This is a genomic window from Baekduia soli (assembly GCF_007970665.1).
GTDB classification, from domain to species: domain Bacteria; phylum Actinomycetota; class Thermoleophilia; order Solirubrobacterales; family Solirubrobacteraceae; genus Baekduia; species Baekduia soli.
Genome location: NZ_CP042430.1, coordinates 1015854 through 1037393, shown reverse-complemented (window position 1 = coordinate 1037393; position 21540 = coordinate 1015854). Strand labels below are relative to the sequence as shown.

15 protein-coding genes are annotated in these 21540 nt (G+C 73.9%); 7 read left to right on the top strand and 8 right to left on the bottom strand.

Features of this window, described 5'->3' with window-relative positions:
• Positions 1 to 19: 19 nt before the first annotated feature.
• Positions 20 to 1567 (top strand): MFS transporter, encoded by a 1548-nt coding sequence (locus FSW04_RS04820; protein WP_228430896.1) that lies wholly within the window; start codon positions 20 to 22, stop codon positions 1565 to 1567.
• Positions 1568 to 1826: 259 nt separating this feature from the next.
• Entirely contained in the window at positions 1827 to 3467 is a 1641-nt protein-coding gene (locus FSW04_RS04815) for an alpha/beta hydrolase (protein ID WP_146916819.1), read from the top strand.
• A 57-nt stretch (positions 3468 to 3524) separates the two neighbouring features.
• Here the strand turns inward: FSW04_RS04815 and FSW04_RS25655 are convergent, their stop codons facing one another.
• Together FSW04_RS25655 and FSW04_RS04805 are read right to left on the bottom strand one after the other, a co-directional pair.
• Positions 3525 to 4538: a GNAT family N-acetyltransferase gene (locus FSW04_RS25655; protein ID WP_187369254.1), complete on the bottom strand. Its 1014-nt coding sequence runs from the start codon at positions 4536 to 4538 to the stop codon at positions 3525 to 3527.
• Positions 4535 to 5359, bottom strand: coding sequence for an SDR family NAD(P)-dependent oxidoreductase (locus FSW04_RS04805; protein ID WP_187369253.1), 825 nt, complete (start codon positions 5357 to 5359; stop codon positions 4535 to 4537). Before FSW04_RS04805 ends, FSW04_RS25655 begins: the two co-directional genes overlap by 4 nt.
• 46 nt (positions 5360 to 5405) lie before the next feature.
• On the opposite strand from FSW04_RS04805, the gene FSW04_RS04800 reads away from it, so the two are divergent.
• Complete coding sequence (locus tag FSW04_RS04800; RefSeq protein WP_146916815.1) at positions 5406 to 6740, top strand: phenylacetate--CoA ligase family protein; 1335 nt, start codon at positions 5406 to 5408, stop codon at positions 6738 to 6740.
• On the opposite strand, the gene FSW04_RS04795 is transcribed toward FSW04_RS04800, so the two are convergent.
• Genes FSW04_RS04795 through FSW04_RS04785 form a run of 3 tightly spaced genes read right to left on the bottom strand, consistent with a single transcriptional unit; the run spans position 6737 to position 10289 of the window.
• On the bottom strand, positions 6737 to 8017 hold the full coding sequence (locus FSW04_RS04795; RefSeq protein WP_146916813.1) for a M24 family metallopeptidase: 1281 nt from the start codon (positions 8015 to 8017) through the stop codon (positions 6737 to 6739). The two genes, FSW04_RS04800 and FSW04_RS04795, sit on opposite strands and share 4 nt — an antisense overlap.
• A 35-nt stretch (positions 8018 to 8052) precedes the next feature.
• A complete protein-coding gene (locus tag FSW04_RS04790; RefSeq protein ID WP_146916811.1) occupies positions 8053 to 9156 on the bottom strand; it encodes an amidohydrolase family protein in 1104 nt (367 codons plus the stop codon).
• Entirely contained in the window at positions 9153 to 10289 is a 1137-nt protein-coding gene (locus FSW04_RS04785; protein WP_187369252.1) for an amidohydrolase family protein, read from the bottom strand. The genes FSW04_RS04790 and FSW04_RS04785 overlap by 4 nt, the downstream gene beginning before the upstream one ends.
• 181 nt (positions 10290 to 10470) lie before the next feature.
• Here FSW04_RS04785 and FSW04_RS04780 point away from each other — a divergent pair, with 181 nt between their 5' ends.
• Complete coding sequence (locus FSW04_RS04780; RefSeq protein WP_187369251.1) at positions 10471 to 11409, top strand: LLM class flavin-dependent oxidoreductase; 939 nt, start codon at positions 10471 to 10473, stop codon at positions 11407 to 11409.
• Positions 11410 to 11427: 18 nt separating this feature from the next.
• On the opposite strand, the gene FSW04_RS04775 is transcribed toward FSW04_RS04780, so the two are convergent.
• Complete coding sequence (locus tag FSW04_RS04775) at positions 11428 to 13755, bottom strand: hydantoinase B/oxoprolinase family protein (protein WP_146916803.1); 2328 nt, start codon at positions 13753 to 13755, stop codon at positions 11428 to 11430.
• On the bottom strand, positions 13752 to 15830 hold the full coding sequence (locus FSW04_RS04770; RefSeq protein WP_187369250.1) for a hydantoinase/oxoprolinase family protein: 2079 nt from the start codon (positions 15828 to 15830) through the stop codon (positions 13752 to 13754). Before FSW04_RS04770 ends, FSW04_RS04775 begins: the two co-directional genes overlap by 4 nt.
• Before the next feature lie 247 nt (positions 15831 to 16077).
• Between FSW04_RS04770 and FSW04_RS04765 the strand changes: the two genes are divergently transcribed.
• On the top strand, positions 16078 to 16596 hold the full coding sequence (locus FSW04_RS04765; protein WP_146916799.1) for a nuclear transport factor 2 family protein: 519 nt from the start codon (positions 16078 to 16080) through the stop codon (positions 16594 to 16596).
• 8 nt (positions 16597 to 16604) lie between these two features.
• On the opposite strand, the gene FSW04_RS04760 is transcribed toward FSW04_RS04765, so the two are convergent.
• Positions 16605 to 18089, bottom strand: a complete 1485-nt coding sequence (locus tag FSW04_RS04760; RefSeq protein ID WP_146916797.1) for an MFS transporter — start codon at positions 18087 to 18089, stop codon at positions 16605 to 16607.
• Between the two features lie 130 nt (positions 18090 to 18219).
• Here FSW04_RS04760 and FSW04_RS04755 point away from each other — a divergent pair, with 130 nt between their 5' ends.
• Together FSW04_RS04755 and FSW04_RS04750 are read left to right on the top strand one after the other, a co-directional pair.
• Positions 18220 to 19371, top strand: a complete 1152-nt coding sequence (locus FSW04_RS04755; protein ID WP_146916795.1) for an acyl-CoA dehydrogenase family protein — start codon at positions 18220 to 18222, stop codon at positions 19369 to 19371.
• A gap of 37 nt (positions 19372 to 19408) precedes the next feature.
• A complete protein-coding gene (locus FSW04_RS04750) occupies positions 19409 to 21538 on the top strand; it encodes a hydantoinase/oxoprolinase family protein (RefSeq protein WP_146916793.1) in 2130 nt (709 codons plus the stop codon).
• The last annotated feature ends 2 nt before the right edge of the window (positions 21539 to 21540 follow it).

Genomic DNA, 21540 nt, shown 5'->3' with positions numbered 1-21540 from the left:
GCCCTGATGGGCTGGGGCCATGACCACGACACGGACCACCGGCGGCGCCGCCGCGGCGCTCGCCGTCCTGCTGGCCGGGACCTTCATGGCGAGCCTCGACACGGCGATCGTCAACGTCGCCGGCCCGGCCATCCAGGCCGACACGGGCGCCTCGGGCAGCGCGCTGCAGCTCATCGTCTCGGGCTACGCGCTGGCCTACGCCGCGCTGCTGGTCACCGGCGCACGGCTGGGCAACGACCACGGCCACCGCCGGCTGTTCCTCGCGGGCCTGGCGGCCTTCACGGCGACCTCGCTGCTGGCGGGGCTGGCGTGGTCGACGCCGGTGCTGATCGCCGCGCGCGTCGGCCAGGGCGTCGGCGCCGCCGCCATGGGCCCGCAGGTCATGACCGTCGTCCAGCTGCAGTACGCGGGGGCCGCGCGCCTGCGGGCGATGGCGCTGCTGGCGACGGTGGTGGCCGGAGGCGTCGTCGCCGGCCAGGTGCTCGGCGGCGCGCTCGTCGACGCCGACCTGCTCGGCGCCTCCTGGCGCCCGGTGTTCCTCGTCAACGTCCCGGCCGGCATCGCGCTGCTGGCCGCCGGCCCGCGCCTGCTGCCCCGCACCCGGCTGCCGAGCCGCGAGGGCCTCGACGTCGCCGGGGTGCTGCTGCTGACCGACCTCATCGTGCTCGTGATGGTGCCGCTGGTCTTCGGCCACCAGACTGGCTGGGCCTGGTGGACCTGGGCGTGCCTGGGCGCCGCGGTGCCCACGGCGCTGGCGCTGGGGCGCCACCTGCGACGCACGGCGCACCCGGTCGTCGACCTCGCGCTGCTGCGCGGCGGCCCCTTCCCCATCGGGCTGGCCGTCACGACGGCGCAGATGGTCGCCTACGGCGGCTTCCTGCTGACGTTCACGCTGCACCTCCAGCAGGGCCTGGGCGACAGCCCGCTGCGGGCGGGCCTGACGTTCGCGCCATACGCCGCGGGCTTCGCGGTGACGAGCCTGGTCGTGCCGTCGCTGCCCGCCGCCCCGGCCCGCCGGCTGGCCCCCGCCGGGATGCTGGCGGCCGCGGCGGGCTACGCGGGCCTCGGGCTCCTCGCCGGCCGCGGGCCGTGGCACGAGGCGCCGTCGCTGGCGCTGCTGGCCCTGGCGGGCGCGGGGTTCGGCGCCGGCTACAGCCAGGTCATCACCCGCTCGATCGCCGAGGTGCCCGCCGCGCATGCGCACGAGGCCAGCGGTGTCGTCAACACGACCAACATGCTGGGCTTCGCGCTCGGCGTCGCCACGCCGGGCAGCCTGTTCCTGTCGCAGGCCGGCGGCGGCGGGCGGCCGGGAGGCGCCCACAGCGCCACGGCGTTCGAGGCCGTCGCGCTGGGCTGCGCGGCGCTCATGGTGGCGGCCGTCGCCCTGACGCGCCTGCTCGCGCGCGCCGAGGGTCAGGCGGACCGGCGCCGCCCACGGCGCCGAGGTCCACGCACGACGACGCGCGTGGCGGCATCGGCGGCGACCACGCGCGCACCGCGCGCCGGGCGCGCCACGCCGAGCAGCGTCCGGGCAAAGGGCACGAGGGGCAGGCCCACGACACGCTGACCAACGCGCTCGAGCTGCCCGACATCCTCGGCCCCTGACGATCGAGCACTTCGGCGGCACGGCGGCCAACCCGTTCGTCGCCGTGTACGTCAACGCCTGCCTCGGCCCCGGGATCAAGAACTGCGTGGCGCAACGCCGCCTGGTCCCGGACGTGTCGGGGCCGGCGGACCGGAAATCCCATCGAGGGCCTCGCACCTGGTAGGAACCCGGCCAGCATTGGGCTCCCGTCCCGAGGGAGCCCGAGAATCCGGGAGGATCCATGACATCGCTCCGACGCAGCCTGCGGGCTGCGTTCCTCGCCGTGGGGACGGCCGCGCTGCTCGCGCCCGCCGCACACGCCAGGACCTCGGTCCCCAGCCTGGACTGGCAGGACTGCCAGGACGGCCTGCAGTGCGCCACGGCGACCGTCCCGCTCGACTACTCCCGCCGCAGCAAGGGCGACTACCACGTCGCGCTCATCCGCAAGGTGGCGACCGGGCCCGGCCGCCGCATCGGCTCCCTCTTCACCAACCCCGGCGGCCCCGGCGCCTCGGGGGTCGACTTCGTGCGCGCGACGGCCGACTCCCTGTACGCCAAGCTCAACGAGCGCTACGACATCGTCGGCTTCGACCCGCGCGGCACCGGCGTCGACGACGGCTCGCCGCTGGACTGCAAGGTCAACCAGGAGACGCAGGGCATCTACTCCGAGCCGTTCACGACGCCGGAGAACCTCGACGTGAACGCCCTGGTCGCCAAGGACCAGTTCTACGTCAACCGCTGCAAGCAGCTCAACGGCGCGATCCTGCCCTACGTCACCACGGGCAACGTGGCGCGCGACCTCGACCTGCTGCGCCGCGCCGTCGGCGACGACAAGCTCAACTACCTGGGCTTCTCCTACGGCACGTTCCTCGGGGCGACCTACGCCAGCCTGTTCCCGGACAAGCTCGGCCACGTCGTCCTCGACGGCCCCGTCGACGCCACGAGCTACATCAACGACCCGCAATCCGACCTGCAGGCCCAGACCAGTGCGTTCGAGCGGGCGCTCGGCCGTTTCTTCCAGGCCTGCGCGGTGGACCAGGCCGACTGCCTGGGCTTCGGCGGAGGCGACCCCTGGGACGCGTTCGACGAGCTCGTCGCAGCGGCCAACGCCAACCCGATCCCGGCGGACGGCTACACGCCCGACCCGCGCCCGGTGACCGGCGACGACATCATCAACGCGACGCTGTACAACCTGTACGCCAAGCAGTTCTGGCCGTACATCGCCCAGGACCTCGCCGCGGCCGCCGCCGGCGACGGCTCCCTCATCCGGCTGGACTCCGACGGGGCCTACGGGCGCCAGGACGACGGCAGCTACGACCCCGGCACCGACGGCTACTTCCTCATCGGCGCCATCGAGCAGAAGTACAAGAAGGGCGACGTCGACCGCTACGTGAGGGCCGGGAAGACCTCCTACGACACGTTCGACCACTTCTGGCTCAACAACGGCTACGTCGAGTTGAACTACAGCCTGTTCGACGTCCGCCCGGACGGCCGCTACAGCGGGCCGTTCACGGTCCCCGAGGGCGCGAGCACGCCGCTCGTGGTCGCCACGACCTACGACCCCGCGACGCCCTACCGGGGCGCCAAGGCGCTGGTCCGTGACCTGGGCAACGCCCGCCTGCTGACGATGCTCGGCGACGGCCACACGGCCTACGGCGGCAACTCGCCGTGCATCGACTCGGCCGTGGAGGGCTACCTGTTCGACGGCACGCTGCCCGCGGCGGGGACGACCTGCCGCCAGGACGTGCCGTTCGCCCAGCCCCAGCCCCAGGCGCAGGCCGCGCCCCAGGGCGCGGCCAAGGCCCTGGAGCTGCCGGCGGCCGGCGGCCGTGAGGCACGCGCCGGCGGGCTGCACGTCAAGCCGGCCACCGTCCAGCCCTAGGGCATCACGGGACCCCGGGGCGGCGGCCGTCTGCCGCCGCCCCGCGCCGTCCCGGCGTCAGCCCAGGTCGCGGACGTACTGGATCGTGGGCATCCCGAAGGCCTCGTCCTCCGACGGCGGCCCGTCCGCGCGCCACCCCTCGCGCTCGTAGAACCGGCGCGCCCGGCCCTGTCCGCCCGGCGTCGTGAGGCGCATGCGCTCAAAGCCGTGGGCCCGGGCGTCCTGCACGGCCACGGCCAGCAGCCGCCGGGCCAGCCCGGCGCCCCACCAGCCCGGGTGCACGAACAGGCGGCGCAGGTGCGCGAGGCCGGGATCGTCGGACCCCAGGCGCGAGTCCACCGCGGGCCACCACGCGACGTGCCCGGCCAGCACGCCACCGGGCTCGGCCAGCACGCAGCGGTAGGCCGGCCGGCCGAGCAGGTCGGCCTCGTCGTCGTCGGGCGCCGGCGGCGGCGTCCAGCCCGGCGGCGAGAAGTCGATGTAGCGATCGAACGCGGCGCGCACGTCGGCGGCGATCCGAGGACCGTCGCCGGGGCCGGCGGCCCGGAGCGCCAGCGGCGCGTCGCCCGGCGGCCGCTCCAGCATGTGGCGCACCGCCCGCGTGCCGAGCAACTCGACGGTGTCCTGCGCGACGTGGCCCAGTCGCGCGGCCAGGCGCGCCGAGGGCGCGTTGTCGGGCACGATGAGCGAGATGAGCCGAGGCGCCTGCAGCGCGGTGAACGCCCAGCCGATCGCCGCCCGCGCGGCCTCCTCGGCATAGCCGGCGCCCCAGGCGTGGCGGGCCAGCTTCCAGCCGATCTCCAGGCCGGGCCAGCCGTCGGGCTCGTACAGGCCGACCCGCCCGAGGAAGGCGTCGTCGCTCGCCCGCCGCACGATCCACTGACCGTAGCCCCGCACCGCCCAGTGCCCGGCGTGGGAGGTCAGGTTGACGAAGGCCTCATGGGGGCCGACGGGACCGCCGAGGAACCGCTGGACCTCGGGGTCGGCGCACATGTCGCGGTTGGGCGCGACGTCCTGCGGGCCGGCGGCGCGGAGCACCAGGCGCTCGGTGCGCAGCGTCGGGGCGCTCATCCCAGCGCGGCGATCTCGGCGTCGCTGGGGGGCGTCATCGCCGGCTCTCCTGCGGTCACCCCGCCGTCGACGGGCAGCACCTGGCCGGTGACGAACCCCGCGTCGGCCGACAGCAGGAACGCCACGACGCGGGCCACGTCGACCGGCTGGCCGAAGCGCGCGGCCGGGGTGCGCGCGAGGATCGAGCTGCGGTAGGGCTCGACCCGGAAGATCCTCGCCGACAGCGCGGTCTCGATGAACCCGGGGCTGACCGCGTTGACGCGGATGCCGCGCGGGGCCAGCTCGACGGCCAGGCAGCGCGTGAGCATCGCCACGGCGCCCTTCGTCGTCGAGTAGGAGGCGTAGTTGCCCGCGCCGAAGTGGGCCAGCAGCGACGTGATGTTCACGATCGCCGCGCCAGGGTGCGGGTCGGCGTCCAGCTCGCGCACGAAGGCCTGCGAGCACAGCAGCGTCCCGTCCAGGTTGGTGCCCTGCACCAGGCGCCAGTCCTCCGGGGTGACGTCGAGCAGGCTCGCGCGCCGGTTCAGCCCGGCGCAGTTGACGAGTTGCGTCGCCGTGGCGCCGCGCTCGCGCAGCCCCGCGAAGACGCGGCCGCACGCCTCCCGGTCGCCGACGTCGAGCGCCGCGGCCTCGGCGCGGCCGCCGGCGGACGCGATCCGCCCGGCCACGGCCTCGGCCCCGGCGAGGTTGACGTCGGCCACGACGACGTGGGCCCCGCGCTCGCCGAGCAGCTCCGCGACCCCCGCGCCGATCCCCGAGGCGCCGCCGGTGACCAGCGCGACCGGGGCCGCCGCGCCGTCGGACTCCAAGCTTGCGTTCATGGGGCCATCCTCCCCGACCGGGCGGTCGGGCGCGTAGAGTGGCGCCGTGCCCAGACCAGACCCCATCGAACTCGAGCCCTGGAAGGCCGTCGCCGGCCGCCAGCTCGAGCTGTTCACCGCGCAGCTGCAGGGCCTCCGCGAGCGCTCCGCGTTCCACCGCCGGCGCCTGGAGGCGGCCGGCATCGGGCCGGACTTCGCCGCGCGGTCCTGGGACGACCTGCGCCGCGTGCCGTTCACCGAGAAGGCCGACGTGCGGGCCAGCCTCGCCGCCGATCCGCCGCTGGGCTCGCACCTCGGCGTGCCCCTAGACCAGGTCGCCCAGGTCCAGGCGACCTCGGGCACGACGGGCTCGCCGTCCTACATCGGGCTGACGGACGCCGACGTGCAGACGTGGGCGCAGCTCGGCGCTCGCGCGTTCCGCGCGTCGGGCGTGCGCCCGGCCGACCGCGTGCTGCACGCGTGGTCGATGAGCAAGGGCTTCGCCGGCGGCGTGCCCGTCATGCACATGCTGCGGACCGCCGGCGCGACGATCCTGCCCATCGGCGCCGAGGCCGGCGTGGAGCGCCTGCTGGTCGTCGCGCGCGACCTCGGCGCCACGGTCGTGTGCACCGCGCCGAACTTCGCGCTGTACCTCGGCGAGCGCGCGCCGGACATCCTCGGGGTGGCGGCCCGCGACCTGGGCGTCCGGGCGCTCGTGGTCGGCGGCGAGCCAGGCGGGGGCATCCCGGCCGTGCGAGAGCGCATCGAGGAGACCTGGGGCGCGACGTGCCGTGAGGTCCTGGGCAACTCGGACATCGCCACGATCATCTGGGCCGAGTGCGAGGCCGGCGACGGGATGCACTTCATCGGCCACGACCTCGTCCTCGCCGAGCTCATCGACCCCGTCACCGGTGAGCACGTCGAGCCCGAGGCCGGCGCCGTCGGCGAGATCGTCTACTCGGCGCTGCAGCGCGAGGCCTCGGCCCACCTGCGCTTCCGCAGCCGGGACCACGTCGAGGTCCTGGGCACCGGCCGGTGCTCCTGCGGGCGCACGAGCTACCGCCTGCGGTGCTTCGGGCGCACGGACGACATGCTGCTCGTGCGCGGCATCAACGTCTGGCCGACCGCCGTCCAGGAGATCGTCACGGCCTTCCGCCCGCGGACGACCGGCGCGATGCGGATCGTCGCCGACTTCGAGGGCCACTCGACGCAGCGTCCGCTGCGCGTCGAGGTCGAGCGCGCCCCGGGCGAGGGCGAGGCGGCCCTGGCAGACGACCTGACCCGGTCGATCCACAGCCGCCTGGTCTTCTCCGCCGACGTCGCCGTGCTCGAGCCCGGGACCCTGGCCCGCCCCGGGGCGGCCAAGGTCCAGCTCGTGCACCGCGTCGCCGACGGCGCCTAGGGGTTGACGAGCGGCTCCGTCGCGTCCCAGGTGAAGAAGCGGTCGATGCCGTGGTCGGTGACCACGCCGACCTCCTCGATGTAGTGGCGGATGTTCGGCCCGCCGGGCGACGCGACGTGCGCGGAGATCACCATGTTCTTCTCCATCGTCCAGTCCAGCTCGCCGCCCCACTCGCGGTCGCTGTTCTCCAGCCCGACGCCGTGGAAGAAGATGTAGGCCTTCTCGGACATCTCGCGGTCCGTCTTGGCCATCACCTTGCGCGCCGCACGCGAGAGGTCGCTGAGCTTCATCCCCGGCCGGCAGACGTCCATGAGCTCGAGCATGGCCATCGCCGTCGCCTCGGCCACGGCCTTGCCGCGTCCCTGGGGCTCGCCGTCGACGATCCACGTCTTGCCGCCGTCCCAGCAGTAGCGGTTCCAGCGGCCGTGGCAGTCGAACATGACGTGCGTGCCCTGCTCGAGGGTGTAGTCGGTCTCCAGGCCCGTGGAGATCTGCAGCGTGGGGTCGGTGCCCTTGGGGTTGAAGAGCACCATGCTGCCGCGGTCGAAGACGAAGCCGCCGAGGTCGATGACGTTGCGGAAGTAGGCGTCGTTGAGCTCGAACCACGTCATCCCCGCGCCGCCGGCGGCGACCGTGCGGGTGATGGCCTCCTGGTTGAGCCGCTGGGACTTGCGCATGAGCGCGATCTCGCTGTCGCTCTTGATCATGCGCACCCACTTCAGGCCGCGGTAGCCGTCGACGACCTCGATGCCGGGCAGGCGCTTGGTGACCTCGGGCGCGTAGGACAGGTTGTCGAAGCCGATCCGCGCGTTGGCCAGGCCCAGGTCCTTCAGGGCGTCGACCGCCGCGGTGATGAGGTTGGGCGCGTACTTGTCGCGCAGCTCCAGGACCCAGTCCTTGGTCTTGAGCTCCTCGGACAGGAAGATGTCGATGCTCGTGTCGGGCCGGTCGGCCAGCGCCATGAGGCTGCGGTAGGGCCGCAGGTCCTTGATCCACGTCGGCTGATAGTTGAAGTAGTTGATCTCGAAGTCGGGGAAGATCAGGATCGGGTGGTCGGGCTGCGTGCGCGAGAGGATGACCACGCAGTAGCTGTTGAGCTCGTCGAGCACGGCGCTGGAGGCCGTCGCGTAGTTGCTCAGGTAGGTGACGTTGGGCGCGTAGTAGGAGAAGATCGCGTCCATCCCCCGCTGCTCCATCATGTCCAGCAGGCGCGGCAGGTTGCACAGCTGCGCGGGGCGCGGCTCGTACGGCGGGGCGACGAACGGGTTCGAGGACACGGGGCTCCTGTCGGATGGGTCGGTCGGGGGCCGGCTCAGAGCCGGAAGTGGGTACGGGCGTTGTCGGCCATGACCAGGCGGTGCGCGGACGGCGGCAGCGCCTCGAGCAGGACCGAGACGTCGCGCTCGTGGCCGTGGGGGTGGTCGGTGGAGAACATGAGCAGCTCGTCGGAGCCCAGCCACTCCACGGCGCGACGGAAGGCCTCCGGCGGCCCGGCGTCGATGGGCTGCACGCTGAAGCGGATGTGCTCGCGGACGATGGCCGAGGGCGCGCGGTTCAGCCACGGGACCTCGCGCCGCAGCCCCGGCCACTCGCGGTCCAGGCGCCAGAGCAGGGGGCCCAGCCAGCTGAAGCCGGACTCCAGGAACGCGACGCGCAGGCCGGGGCAGCGCTGGAACAGTCCCTCGATGACCAGGCTGGCGAGCTGGGCCTGGAAGGCGGTCACGTGCGCCGCGACGTAGTCCTCCATGAACCACGACTCCGCCCCCGCCGGCCCCGGCGCGTCGGGCGTCCCGCCGTAGTGCAGGCACGCGACGAGGTCGTTGCGCACGATGGCGTCGAACATCGGCTGCCACGGCCGCTGCCCGTACAGCCGGGTCGAGCGCGACGGCAGGAACACGCCGACGAAGCCCGGGTGGCCGCCGACGCGGTCGATCTCACGCGCCGCCTCCTCCGGCACGAAGGCCGGCACGACGAGCGAGGCGCGCAGCCGCGGGTCGCGCTCGAGCCACTCCGCGATGAGCCAGTCGTTGACGGCCGAGGCCAGGCCGGCGGCGAAGTCGGGGTGGCGGATCGTCTCGATGCCCCACGAGCAGTGCAGGATCGCCGCACTGGGCGCCAGGGCGTCGAGGACCTGGCGCTGCGTGCCGGCCAGCGTGGTCCCGGGCGGCTCGCCGCCCGGCTCCCGCCACACCGGGTCGACCGTCGTCTCGGCGCCCGGCGGGTAGAGCGCCCCCTGCCACGGCGGGGCACGGAAGCCGGTCTCGTCGATCCACTCGATCCACTGCGGGGCCAGGTGGGGGCGCAGCACGTCGGCCGAGCCGACCACCGCATGCAGGTCGGCGTCGACGACGTCGCCGGTCCAGCCGCCGCGCAGGTTCCCGGCCGCGCGGCCGTGGTGGCGTGGGGCCCCGATCATGCCGCGGCGGTCGAGCCGGGCAGCCGCCCGTAGAGCGCCAGCGCGTTGGCGCCCATGATGCGCCGGCGCAGGTCGGGGTCGGCGATCGCGCGCATCGTCTCCGTCGGCGAGTCGAAGTCCCAGTGCGGGTAGTCGCTGGCGAACAGGAGCCGGTCGGGGCGCCCGAACACCTCCAGCGCCTCGCCGTGCTGGTGGGGGTGCTCGCCGTCCTCCCAGGGCTGCGTCGTGTACCAGAAGTGCTCGCCCACGTACTCCGACGGGGCGCGCTCCAGGTGGGTGAGCTCGTGGCCGAACTGCCGCCAGGCGCGGTCGAAGCGCCAGGCGAACGGGGCCACCCACGTCCACCCGGCCTCCTGCAGCACGACCTTGAGCGTCGGCCAGCGGTCGAAGACGCCCTCGCAGATCAGGCTGGCGACCTGCGTCATGACCGCGTGCGGGAAGTTCACGTGGTCCTCGAAGTAGAACGAGGGCCAGCCCACGCCGGTCAGCGGGGTCGTCGAGCCGTACCCGACGTGGAACGTCAGCGGCAGATCGCGGGCCACGCACGCCTCGATGAGGTCCCAGTAGCGGCGGTTGCCGATCGGCCGGTGGGTGCGGACGGGCAGGCCGACCGTGACCACGCGCGGGTCGTCGCCCCAGCGGTCCAGCTCGGCCAGCGTGGCGGCGGGGTCGTCGTAGGGCACGAGCAGCGTCATGCGCAGCCGCTCGTCGCTGGGCAGCCAGGCGTCCATGCCCCAGGCGTTGCCCGCGGCCATGAGCGCCGCGGTCAGCCCGTCGGGGGCGGCGCCGCCGACGTACTCGCCGGCGTGGCCCATCGTGTTGTTGAGGATCGCGAGGTCGATGTCGTAGGCGTCGAGCAGCTGCGTCCGGGTGAAGGCCGGCGACGAGCCCGGCGGGTCGCCCTCGGGCGTCCACGCGTCGGTGCGGCTGCCCATCCAGCGCGCGCGCACCACGCTCTGCTCGCCGTAGGGCGTCCGCAGGCCGAAGTCGTCGGCGTAGCGCCGCCAGCGCCCCGGCATGTAGGCCTTGATCTGCTCGAGCGTCGGGAACATGTGGACGTCGGTGTCCACGATGAGCGTGTCCTTGACCAGCGTCGCCGTGCCGTCGGGATGGGGGTGGGGTGCGGACGTCATCACGTACCGATGCGCACGAGCGCATCGGTCCAACCTACTCGCGACCGGGCCGGCGTGTCGACCCTCGTTCCTGCCAGTCGGCTCCCGCCGGGCGCTTGACCGCCACCCCCTCAACTGCCAGGGTCCGTGCCATCCGGAGCCCCCTCCTCCCCCTGCCCGACGTCTCGCCCCGACCGCGCGCGTGAGCGCGTCCCCCGCCCTGGGCATCGCGCTGCCGCTGGCCGCGCGCGACGCCGACCCCGCCGACTTCATCGCCGAGGTCCTGGCCGAGGCCCGGGCGGCCGACGCCGCGGGCTTCGAGGTCTGCCTCGTGCCCGACCACCATCGCGGGCCGCCCGCCTCGGTCGTCGCGCCGCTGGCGCTCTGCGCAGCGCTGGCCGCCGTCACGCAGCGCATCCGGGTCGGCCCCGGCGTCCTCGTGCTGCCCGTCCACGCGCCGCTGCACGTGGCCGAGCAGGTGACGCTCATCGACCAGATCTCCCGCGGGCGCGCCGTCCTGGGCGTCGGCGCCGGCTACCAGCACGAGGACTTCGAAGCCTTCGGGATCGACCGCGCGCAGCGCGGACCGCGGTTCGAGGCCGGCCTGGCCGAGGTCGGCCGGCTGCTCGGCGAGCCCGGGGCGCTGGACCCCGTCCCCGTGCAGCGGCCGCGTCCGCCGGTGTGGGTCGGGGCGTGGTCGGGCGTGGGCCTGCGGCGCGCCGCCCGTCTGGCCGACGGCTGGATCGCCGATCCCGTGCGGTCGGTCACCGAGGCCGCCGCGATGGCCGACCGCTACCGCGCGGCGTGCGACGGGGCGCCCGGCGACGTCGTGCTCATGCGCGAGGCGTGGGTCGACGGCGCGCCGGGGTCCGCCGAGCGCTTTGCCGACGCGATCATGCCGGTGTTCCGCTACTACGGGCGCCGCGGCGCCGCCGAGTTCCCCGACACGTTCGCCGCGTTGGCCCGCGACCGCTTCGTGCACGGCTCCGCGGCCGAGTGCCTGGACCAGGTCGACGCGATGGCCGCCGCCACCGGCGCCTCCGTCGTCGTCCTCACGCTGCGCCAGCCCGGCGGCCCGGGCCACGAGGCCGCGCTTCAGGCCATCCGGGCGATCGGCGAGGCGCGCGCGGCGCGCGGCTGAGGCCGGCGCGAGCCGCCCTCAGCTCCCGTAGCGGGCTCGCAGCGACGTCTCGTCCAGCGCGATGTCGTGCAGCACGGGCGCACCCGCTCGCGCCACCTCCGTCTCGATGACGCTGCCGGTCTGCGGGCACAGGAAGAGCCGGAACTGCATCTCGGCGTCGACGAACTCCGCGGGATCCACCGCCAGCGGGCTCGAGGCGGTGATCGGCAGGTCGAGGCGCGCGCACGCCTCGCGGTAGTTGTCGGCCACCCGGCACAGCGGCTCCCCGCTGTGCCGGCTGCAGAGCACGAGCTCGCCGGCCGCGTCCTCGCCGAGCGTCAGCGCGCCGGTGATCCCGGCCAGCGCCCGGACGCCGCCGGGGCCGTCGTAGCGCACCGTGGGCGCCCCCGCACGGGCCAGCCGCTCGCGGCGGACGTCGCTGCGGCGCCGCGCCGTGCGCTCGGCGTCCGGTGCGTCCCCGTCGAGCACGACGCCGAACAACTCCTCGGCGGCGGCCGCGCTGAAGCGCATGGTCGCGACGTCCTGCGCGACGAGCGCCGGGTCGCGGTCCAGCGGATCGCCCAAGCCCGCCGCGCCGCAGCAGATGACCTCGTAGACGTCGCCGGGCCGCTGGACGAGGTTGGCCTCCTTCGGGCTGAGCGCGCGGACGCGATCGTCGGCCAGGTCCAGGCGCCCGTCGCGGGCCAGGATGTCGGCCAGCGGCTCACCGTCGGCGGGGCGGAACCGGTAGGCGTTGGGCGGCCCGGGCATCCCGCCGTAGAGCCCGGGACCGGTCGGCTGGGTCACCCCGCTCGTGGCGACCTGGTGCAGCACGCTCTCGGTCTTGTGCGCCGTGAACGCGATGCCGATCGTCGCGCCCCCCACGAACGTGCCCGCGCCCGCGGAGTCCTCGACCTCGCTCTGCCACAGGTACAGCACCGGCATGAGCTGCTCGTTCTGCTCGACGTTGGGCGCCACGGTCTTGGCCATCCAGTACGGGCTGCCCGTGTCGACGCCGTCGCGGAAGGTGAATGCCCCGAGCGGCGCGGCATAGAAGTCCAGGAAGATGTTCTGGAAGGGCTTGCCGCGCTGGGTCAGGCCGCCGAGCGACACGATCGGCCACGACGTGGCACCGCCGTTGGCGGTGTACATGCGCCGCAGCTGCGGCGCGGTGTCCATCGCCCGGGCGACCAGGTTGTTGCACATCCCCACGGTCGCCTCGACGCCGATCCCCGAGCCGTTGGCCACGGCGGCGGGCGGGCTGGCGTTGAGGATCGTCCCCGGCGTGGGGCGGAACACGATGTCGCGCAGCGGGCCGCCCACCGCGTAGAGCGAGTCGGGCACGAGGAACGCGTTGATCACGCACATGATCGCCCCGCGCCACCCCGTGTAGGTGACGTTGATCGCACCCACCTGCGGATCGGTGCCCTCGGAGTCGAACGTGAGCGTCCCGCCCTCCTTGCGCATGGTCAGCGCGAGCTCGTACATGCCGCGGTCGCCCGGGTTGGCGATCTCGAGGTACACGCGCTCGCGCCACGTGCCGTCGGGGATGAGGGCGATCCGGTCGCAGAACAGCTGGTGGGAGTCGGCGACGATCCTCCGCATCGCCGCCTTCACGACGCCGGCGCCGTAGCGCGCCACGAGGCCCTCGATCCGCCGCGCCGCGACCTGGGCGCCCGCCACGACGGCCCGCAGGTCCAGCGCCGTGAGGTCGGGCAGGCGCGAGCGCCGGCACCACATGTCCTCGATGTCGCGGCGCATCACGCCGCCCTCCATGAGCTTGATCGGCTGGAAGGCGGGCGGCTCCTCGAACCACGTCTGCCCGCTCGGGTTCCAGCCGCCGGGGACGCCGCCGCCCAGGTCGGCGAAGTGCAGGGCGTTGGTCACCCAGCAGAAGATCGCGCCCTCGTGGAACACGGGGCAGGCCAGCATCACGTCGAGCTGGTGGTTCGTGCCGACCCAGGGGTCGTTGGCGATGAACATGTCGCCCGGCCCGATGCCCGGGTTGGCGCTGCGGTTCTCGAGGATCCACTTCACGTTGAGGTCCTGCATGCTCGAGAAGAACTGCAGGTAGGGGCCGGAGTAGACGAACTCGGCGTCCTCGGTGAGCAGGCATGGGTTGAAGTCGCAGCCGAACGCCGCGATCGGCGAGCCCGAGACCCGCAGCATGGTGATCCCGTGCTCCTCGTTGACGCTCCAGAGGTTGTGGCGCAGAACCTCGTAGGTGACGGGGTCGATCGCGTCGGCCGCCTCGGTGTGCAGCCGCACGGAGGGGTCGATCGTCAGGCGGGCGGGAGGGACGTAGGCGTCGAGGTAGCCGTCGAAGCGTGTCGCCTCGGCCGCCGCGGCGGGCAGGGTCTCGGTCATCGGGTGGCCTCCTGGTCGCGCACCTGGGTCAGGACGAAGCTGCCCGTCACATGGCGGGTGGCCTCGTAATCGGGTCCCACCACGACCGTGGTGCCCGGCAGCTCGATCACGGCCGGGCCGGCGATCCGCGTCGCGGCGGGGATGGCATCGCCGTCGTACTGGGGCGTGGAGATGGGCTCGGGCGCGCTGCCCGGGCCGAGGCCGACGAAGCGCACCAGGCGCTCCCCGCGCGCGGCCGGGCCGTCGCCGACGTCGTGCTGCAGCGGAGGGCGGTCCACGGCGTTGACCGTCGTCAGGCGGAAGTCGACGTACTCCACGCCGGCACGCCGGAAGCCGGTGCCGACGCCGAAGACCCGCTCGTACTCGCGCTCGAAGGCCTCGATCACCTCGACCAGCGCCGCCTCGTCGAGCTCCTCGGGCTCGGGGACCGCGACGTAGACCTCGTGCAGCTGCCCGGCATAGCGCAGGCCGCCCTGGTAGCGGAAGGACGTCTCGGCGACAGGGATGCCCTCATCGGCCAGCCGCTCGCGGGCCGTCGCCCCCAGGCGCCGGTACACGGCGGCGATCTCGCCCGCGTCCAGCGGCTCCTCGAACACCGTCGAGTACTCGTAGACGTGCTTGATGTCGCTCGTCGCGACCCCGTAGGCCGACCACACCGACGCCCCGTTGCCGGCCGGGATCACGACGTTCGCCAGGCTCAGGTCGCGGGCGAACCCCGCGGCATGGACCGGGCCGGCCCCGCCGAATGCGAACAGCGAGAAGTCGCGCGGGTCGTGGCCGCGGGAGACCACCATGCGCCGGACGAGGTCGGCCATGTGGGCCTCGGCGATGCGCACCACGCCGGCGGCGGTCTCGTCCCACGTCAGCCCGAGCCCGGCGCCGAGCTCCTCGAGGGCACGGCGCGCGCCGCCGACGTCGAGCTCGCGATCGCCGTCGCCCAGGAACGACGTCGTCGAGAGATAGCCGAGCGCGAGCGCCGCATCGGTCAGCGTCGGGCGCGTCCCGCCCTGGCCGTAGCAGACGGGCCCGGGGTCGGACCCGGCGCTCTCGGGACCGACCCGCAGGGTCTGGCGCACGGGATCGATCCAGGCGATCGAGCCGCCGCCGGCGCCGATGCCCTGCACGTCGATGGCGGGCACGGAGAACTCGAAGCCCCCGAGCTCGGTCTTGCTCCCGGTGTGGACGGCGCCGTCCTCGATGACGCTGACGTCGAAGCTCGTGCCGCCCACGTCGGCGGTGATCACGTTGCCGATGCCCATCGTCGCCGCCAGGGACTCCGAGCCCGTCACCCCGCCGGCCGGCCCGGAGTTCAGCGTGACGATCGCCTCGCGGGCCGCGAGGTGGGCGCTGCGCACGCCGCCGTCGCAGCCCATCACGAGCAGGGTCTCGTCGTAGCCGCGCTCGCGCAGGGAGCCTTCGATCCGCTCCAGGTAGCGCGACGTCCTGGGTCCGACGTAGGCGCTGATCGTGGTGCCCGCGAACCGTTCGAGCTCGCCGAGCTTCGGCGCGACCTCGTGCGAGCAGGCGAGGTAGAGGCCCGGATGCTCCTCACGGATCCAGTCGCGGATCGCGAGCTCGTGGGCGGGCTCCTTGAACGACCACAGCAGGCAGATGGAGATCGCCTCCACGCCCTCAGCGACGAGCTCGGCCACCTGGCCCATGACCTGCTCGCGCTGCACGGGCACGAGGATCTCGCCGTCGGAGTCCACGCGCTCGTGCACCATGCGGATCAGGGACTTGGGCACGAGCGGCTCGGGCTTGCGCGTCGTCTCCAGCATGAGCATGTCCTCGGGCGGGCGCCCGATGACCCGCCCGCCGGCACGCATGATGAACAGCGTGTCGCGGAAGCCCCGGGTGGTCAGCAGCCCGGTCCTCGCCCCCTTGCGCTCCAGGAACGCGTTGGTGCCCACCGTGGTCCCGACGATGATCTGGTCGGTGCGGGCCATGACCTCGTCGACGGACAGGTCGATCTCCCGCGCGGCGCGCCCGATGCTCTCGAAGAGGCCGACCGCGAAGTCGTCCGGGGTCGACAGGGCCTTGCTCGTGACGACGCGGCCGCCCGGGCGCTCGATCACGACGCAGTCCGTGAAGGTCCCCCGGTGTCGATCCCGATGATGTAGGTGGATGCGCCCATCGATCTCCCCGTCCGGCCTCGGCGACCGGCGCGCGCAGCGCGGGCGATCGCCCCGGCCACGCTGTATACGGCCGTGCCGGGGCTCACGACAGCCCTGACTAGTGGAATCGTCAGTCCGCGCGACTCCGCCCCACGACGCTCCGCGGCGTCGGGGATGCTGCGCCCACCCCCACGAGAGGACGACGGGCATGGCCGGCAGCATCGAGGAACGAGTCGCGAGGCTCGAGGACGACGCGGCGATCCGCCGCACGTGGTGCGACTACCTGTTCGGGCTGGACGCACTGGACTGGGACGGGCTGGCCGACGTCTTCACGGAAGACGCCGGACTGGAGATGGTCGGCCTGGAGAGCTACCAGCCCGGCTCAGACCGCAGCTACCGCGGGCGCCCGTCGATCATCGAGGACTTCTACCGCCCGGTCATGGAGGCCACCGCGGCCCCCGCCCGCGGGCAGTTCTACACCGGCCACCACGGCACGAACATGAAGATCGAGCTCGAGGGCGACGAAGCCACGACGCTGGCCTACTTCTTCGAGATCCTCGGCAACACCCAGCTGCTCGTCGGGACCTACCAGCACCGGATGCGACGCGAGCCCGACCGCTGGCGCATCGCCCACCTGCGCATCGCCATCCGCTACCGGGCCCGCATCGAGGCCGAGGACTTCGGCGGCCTGTCGCTGGCCGAGGTGCGCGCGATGGCCGGGGTCTGAGGGCGGGCTCAGTCGGCCGCGAGGGCGGTGTCGTGCGCGGGGGCGACGGGCTCCCGCGCCCCGGGCCCCTCGACGTGGCCGGAGCGGACCTTGGGGATGACGAGCGCCGAGACGGCGCCGGCCAGCGCGACGGCGGCGCAGAGCAGGAACGCCGTGCGGAACCCGTCGGCGCTGGGCAGGCCGCCGCCGGCCCCGACGCTGCCGGCCAGGACGCTGCCGCACACCTGGGCGCCCAGCGCGGTCCCGACCAGGCGCATGACGACGTTGAGCCCGGTCGCCTCGCCCGTCTCGTGCGGAGGCGCGGCCTCGATGATGAGGTTCGGCATCGCCCCGTAGGTCAGCCCGACCCCCGAGCAGGCCACCACGGCCAGGAGCAGGACCACGAGCGGGCCGCCGTGCACGACGCCGAGGCCCGCGTTGCCGGCCGCGGTGACGAGGCCGCCGAGCGCGAGCGGCATCCGGGTGCCGAAGCGGTCGCCCAGCGGCCCCGACAGCGGGCCGACGGCCATCATGAGCAGGGCCCCCGGGAAGATGATCAGGCTGGCCGCCGTCGCGCTGACCCCGAGGCCGTAACCCGTGGCGTGCGGGGCCTGCACCATCTGGGGCACGAGCAGGAAGACGGTGAACATCCCGAAGCCGGTCAGGATCGTCACCAGGTTGGTGACGAGCACCGGTGGCCGCGACAGCGTGGCGATGTTGGCCAGGGGCTCCGGCGTGGCGCGCTCGACGACGACCCAGACGGCCAGGATCACGAGGCCGGCCGCGATGAGGGCGAGCGTCCGCAGGCTCGCCCAGCCCCAGGCGTGGGCCTGGGTGACGGCCAGCAGCGGCAGGACCAGGCCGGCGGCGAGGACGACCGCTCCGCGCACGTCGACCCGTCCGGGCCGGCGCTCCGGGGACTCGGGCACGAGCCACCAGGCCGTCAGCGCGCCGGCCAGGGCCATGGCGCCGGTGACCCAGAAGACCCAGTGGAACGTCGCGTGGTCGACGAGCAGCGCGCCGAGCAGGAGCCCGCTGCCGGCGCCGATCCCCGCCGTGGCCGAGATCATGCCGATGCCCCAGCGCACGCGGGCGGGCGGGAACTCGTCGCGGATGATCCCGAACGCCAGGGGGAAGACGCCGGCCACGGCGCCCTGCAGCGCGCGCCCGGCGATGACCACCGGCATCGCGCCGGCCACGCCGCACAGCAGGTTGCCCGCGGCCACGAGCACCAGCGCGATCACGAGGACCCGCCGCTTGCCGAACATGTCGCCCAGGCGCCCGAGGAGCGTGGTGAGCACGGCGGCCGAGAGCAGGAAGCCGGTGAACGTCCAGGCGACCGTGCTCGCGTTGGTGTGGTAGGCCGCGACGAGCTGCGGGACCGCGGGCAGGAGCGCGGTCTGCGCGACCTGGTAGGTCAGTGCGCCGAGCGCGAGCACGAGCAGGCTGCGCGTGGGGCTCGGCCGCGCACGGCCGGCGCCCGGATCCCCCGACACGACCGAGGCGGGCTGCACGGTCCGCGAACGCTACCCCGCCGCGGCCCTCGGCGATCCCCGTCGGACGCGCGGACGCACCGGGCTGGGTCCCGGGACTAGCGGATGTCGGGGTGCCGGGCCGGTGGTGGGATGGTCTACTGGCCCCGCCATGGACTTCGATCTCAGCCCCGCGCAGCAGGAGCTCGTCGACCTCATCGACGACGTCGGCATGCGGGAGTTCCGGCCCAAGGCGTTCGAGCAGCGCTTCCGGCGCGAGGTGCCGCGCGACAACCTGCGGCGCCTGGGCGAGCTCGGCGTCCTCGGCGTCTGCCTGCCCGAGGCCCACGGCGGCTCGGGCCGCCCCTACCTCGACGGGCTGCTGGCCATCGAGCGCATCGCCCACGCCTGCCCGGTGACCGGCGACCACGCGGTCATGGCGATCTGCGGGCCCGCGATGTTCATCGCCGAGTGGGGCACGGAGGACCAGAAGGCGCGCTATGTCCCGCCGGTGGCGGCCGGGCGCTCGGGCTGCTGGATCTCGCTGACCGAGCCCGAGGCCGGCACGGCGCTGACCGACCTCACCACCCAGGCGACGATGACCGCCGAGGGCTGCCGCCTCAACGGCTTCAAGCGGCCGGCCGGCCCGGCCGAGGACGCCGACTTCTACCTCGTCTTCGTCCGGTTCGGGCCCGGCGCGAAGGGCATCGGCGCCGTGATCGTCGACCGCGACACCCCCGGGCTGACCCTGAGCGAGCCGCGGCGCTGGATGGGCGACGCGCCCTGGTGCGAGCTCACGTTCGCCGACGCGCTGGTCCCTGCCGCCAACGTCCTGTTCACCGGCGAGGCGATGCGCAAGCTGCTCGGGTCCTACACCGTCGAGCGCTGCGCGGCCGGCGCCATGGTGCTCGGCATCGCGCAGATCGCCTTCGAGCAGTCCGTCGCCTACGCCGAGTCGCGCACGCAGTTCGGCCGGCCGATCGCCGACTTCCAGCTCGTGCAGGCCAAGCTCGCCGACATGTACATCCGACTCCAGAGCGCGCGCCTGCTGCTGCATCGCGCGATCTCGGCCGACACGGAGGACGGCCTGCCCGACCGGGCGCTGTCGTCGGCGGCAAAGGTGGCGACCGTCGAGACCGCGTGCTTCGTCTGCGACGAGGCCATGCAGATCCACGGCGCGATGGGCATGTCGGTCGACACGGAGCCGCTCGAGTGGCTCTACCGGTACGTCCGGCCCTACGCGGTGGCCGGTGGCACCTCGGAGATCCACCGCAGCATGATCGCCGCCGAGCTCGTCGGGCGGCGCTTCGGGCACCGCCCATGAGGGCGGCGCCGGTCAATCGGCAGGACAGGAGCACGGCATGGGCGTAGTGCTGGGTGTCGACATCGGCGGCACGTTCACCGACTGCATCGCGGTCCAGCCCTCGGGCGAGGTCCAGATCGGCAAGGCGTTCTCGACCCCGCCGGACTTCCACGACGGCTTCATCGCCTCCATCGCGTCCGTCGCCCAGCACCTGGGCACGACGGGCCCCGAGCTGCTGGCCGGCGCCGACGGCGTCTACCACGGGTGCACCGTGGGGACCAACGCCCTCGTCGAGGGACGCACGGCGAAGGTCGCGCTGCTGACGACGCGCGGGCACCGCGACTCGCTCTTCCAGATGAAGGCCGGGCGGCGCCTGCAGAACGCGTCGCCTGCCTACGTCGCCGACGTCGCCCACCACCACAAGCCCGCGCCGCTGGTCCCCCGCGACCTCGTCCGCGAGGTCGACGAGCGCATCGGCTCCGACGGCGACGTGGTCGCCGCGCTCAACGAGCCCCAGCTGCGCGAGGCCGTGCAGGAGCTGCTGGACGCCGGTGCGGAGGCCATCGCGATCTCGCTGCTGTGGTCGATCCGCAACGACGCCCACGAGCTGCGCGCCGCCGAGATCGTCCGCGAGATGGCGCCGGGGATCTTCGTGTCGGTCGCCTCCCAGGTCGTGCACCGCTCGGGCGAGTACGAGCGGACGGTCGCCACCGTCATGAACGCGCTCATCGGGCCGGTCATGGACCGCTACCTGGCGGTCCTGCAGGAGCGCTGCACCGCGCTCGGCTTCCCGGGCCAGGTCCAGATCATGACGTGCTCGGGCGGGCTGATCTCCACGACGGAGGCGCGCCGGCTGCCGGTGCTGACGATCGGCTCGGGGCCCGTGGCCGGGCTCATCGGCTCCCACAAGGCCGCGACCGCGCCGGCCTCCGGCAACGGCCACGCCGCGGCCGCCGCGCCCGACGTCATCACCGCCGACATGGGCGGCACGACGTTCGACGTCGGCCTCGTGCACAACGGCGTGGCCCTCAGCCGGCGGACCTCCTGGCACGACCAGTACGAGTACTGGGTGCCGACGCTGGACGTGCGGTCCGTCGGCGCCGGGGGCGGCTCCATCATCCGCTTCGACCCGGCGATGGGCAGCCTGCGCGTCGGCCCCGAGAGCGCGAGCGCCGTGCCGGGCCCGGTGTGCGTGGGCCGCGGCGGGACCGAGCCGACGGTCACCGACGCCAACCTCGTCGCCGGCATCCTGGACCCCGGCTACTTCCTGGCCGGCGAGGTCGAGCTCGATGTGGAGGCCGCGCGGGCGGCGCTGGCCGAGGCCGGCCGGCCGCTCGGGCTGGGGCCCGAGGAGACCGCCGCCGCGGCGCTGCGCATCGTCGACAACGGGATGGCCGACGCGATCCGGCTGGCCAGCGTGCAGAAGGGCATCGACCCGCGCGGCTTCACCCTGTACGCCTACGGCGGGGCGGGCCCCGTGCACGGCGCCTCCGTCGCCCGCCACGTCGGCATGTCCAAGGTCGTGGTCCCGCTCGGGGACTTCGCCTCGGGCTGGTCGGCGTTCGGCATCGCCGGCGCCGCGCCCCTCGTCGTCCAGGAGGTCGCCCAGAGGATGCGCAACCCGTTCGACGCCGCCGCGATCACCGCGGTGTTCGACGAGATCGAGGCGCGCGCCGTCCAGCGCATGGCCGACAACGGCATCGCCCGCGAGGACCTCATCGTCACCCGCCACGCCGACATGCGCTACTCGCTGCAGGTCAACGAGATCGAGATCGATGCGCCCGCGGGCGACTACGACGACGCCACGCTCGAGCACCTCGTCGACACGTTCCAGACCGACTACGAGCGCGTGTACGGCGAGGGCACCGGCTACGCCGACGCGGGCTTCGCCGTCACCGGGCTGCGCGTGCGGGCCCGGGCGCGGCCCCGCGAGCACGCCGCCGAGGCGGGGGTGGCGCAGCAGACGGCGGCCGGGGCGGAGCCGTTCGCCCATCGCGACGTCATCCTCTACGAGGCCGGCCTGACGCCGCGGTCGGTCGCCGTGTACCGCTCGGAGGCCCTGTTCGCCGGGGCCATGTTGGACGGCCCGGCGATCGTCGAGCTGCCCAACACCACGATCGTCGTCCCCGGCGGGGCGACCGCCGCCGTCGACGCCCGCGGCAACGTCACCATCTCCCTGGAGGACTGACC